This is a genomic window from Actinosynnema sp. (assembly GCF_052038725.1).
This window is the reverse complement of the sequence record NZ_JBQGCX010000748.1, coordinates 1-2,081: the sequence shown is the minus strand read 5'-3', so window position 1 is coordinate 2,081 and position 2,081 is coordinate 1. Positions and strand designations below refer to the sequence as shown.

Here is a 2,081-nt window from a genome sequence, read left to right as displayed (position 1 = left end):
CCGCACCAGGTTCGCAGGCAGGGCGACGGAGACCATGCCACCACGACCGGCCAACGCCCTGATCGCCCTGCTCCGCAACGCCACAACCCGCGCACCATCAACCAACGACAACGCGCCACTCACACACGCGGCAGCGATCTCACCCTGCGAATGACCCACCACCACAGCAGGACGGACCCCATACGACTCCCACACCGCAGCCAGCGACACCATCACCGCCCACAACACCGGCTGCACAACATCAACACGACCCAAAGCCCCAGGATCACCCAGAACATCCACCACATCCCAGTCCACAAAGGACTTCAAAGCCTCTGTGCACTCGTCCAACCGGGCCGCGAAAACCGGACACGACTCCCGAAGCCCCAGCCCCATCCCCACCCACTGCGAACCCTGACCGGGAAACACGAACGCGACCTCTCCCCGGTCCACAGCCGCCCCCTGGATCAGCTCGGGCAGCTCTCCCCCCTCCGCGAGGGCGGTGAGTCCTCGTTCCGCCGCGTCGGGATCGGGCGCGACAAGGACGGCTCGCCGCTCGAAGGCGGAACGGGTCGTGGCGAGCGAGTGACCCACGTCGACCAGCCCGGTGCGAACCACGGGTGCGAGCTGGGCGGCGCAGGCGCGGAGCGCCTGCGGGGTCTTGGCGGAGAGCAGGAGCGGCACGACCTGCCGCACGGGCGTCGGCTCGACGGGCGCGTCCTCGACCTGTTCGAGGATGACGTGCACATTGGTGCCGCTGACCCCGAACGAGGACACCCCGGCGCGCCTGGGGCGCCCCACCTCGGGCCAGGGCCGCCCCTCGGTGAGCAGCTCGACCTTCCCCGCGGACCAGTCCACGTGCGGGGACGGCGCGTCGACGTGCAACGTCCTCGGCAGGAACCCGTGCCGCAACGCCAACACCACCTTGATCACGCCCGCGATGCCGGACGCGGTCTGGGTGTGGCCGGTGTTGGACTTGACGGACCCCAGCCACAGGGGGCGTTCGCGTCCCTGCCCGTAGGTCGCCAGCAGCGCCTGGGCTTCGATCGGGTCGCCCAGCGTGGTTCCGGTGCCGTGCGCCTCCACCGCGTCGACCTGGTCGGCGGAGAGCCGGGCGTCGGCCAGCGCCAGCCGGATGACGTCCTGCTGGGCGGTGCCGTTCGGCGCGGTCAACCCGTTCGACGCGCCGTCCTGGTTCACCGCCGAACCGCGCAGCACCGCCAGCACCGGGTGCCCGTTGCGCCGCGCGTCCGACAACCGCTCGACCAGCACGAGCCCGAGGCCCTCGGCCAGCCCCATCCCGTCAGCGGCGGCGGCGAACGCCTTGCACCGCCCGTCCACGGCGAGTCCCCGCTGGCGGCTGAACCCGGTGAAGGAGGCCGGGGTCGCCATGACGGCGACCCCGCCCGCCAGCGCGAGGTCGCACTCGCCCTCGCGCACCGAGCGGGCAGCCAGGTGCAGCGCGGTGAGCGACGAGGAGCAGGCCGTGTCGATGGTGACCGCGGGTCCGCGCAGGCCGAGCGCGTAGGAGATCCGGCCCGACACGACGCTGGTGTTGCTCGCCGTGACCAGGTAGCCCTCGTAGCTCTCGGGCGCGCGGTTGAGCAGCACGCCGTGGTCCTGGTAGTGGCAGCCGATGTAGACGCCGGTACGGCTGCCCGCGAGCGAGAGGGGGTCGATGCCCGCGCGTTCGACGGTCTCCCACGCGGTCTCCAGCAGCAGCCGCTGCTGCGGGTCTGTGGCGGCGGCCTCGCGCGGGGAGATCCCGAAGAACCCGGCGTCGAAGTGGTCGACCTCGGACAGGAAGCCGCCCTCGACCACGTAGGTGCGGCCCGGCGCGTCGGGGTCGGGGTCGTAGAGGGCGTCCTGGTCCCAACCGCGTTCGGCCGGGAACCCGGACACCAGGTCCGCTCCGGCTTCCAGCAGCTGCCACAACCGCTCGGGGGTGCGCACCCCGCCGGGGAAGCGGCACCCCATCGCGACCAGGGCGATCGGGTCGGGTTCCCGGTCCTCGACCTCGGCGAGCCTGCGGCGCGCCTGCCGCAGCTCGGTGGTGGCCCGCTTGAGGTACTCCCTGAGCTTCTGCTCCTCCGCCATGCGCG

Annotated in this window: 1 protein-coding gene; it reads right to left on the bottom strand. The window is 72.0% G+C overall.

All coding sequences use genetic code 11. The features are described 5' to 3' along the window. Window positions 1-2,076, bottom strand: a 2,076-nt coding sequence (locus tag ACTUAL_RS15575) for a type I polyketide synthase (RefSeq protein ID WP_440900764.1), incomplete at its 3' end; no start/stop codon positions are given. Window positions 2,077-2,081: the final 5 nt, after the last annotated feature.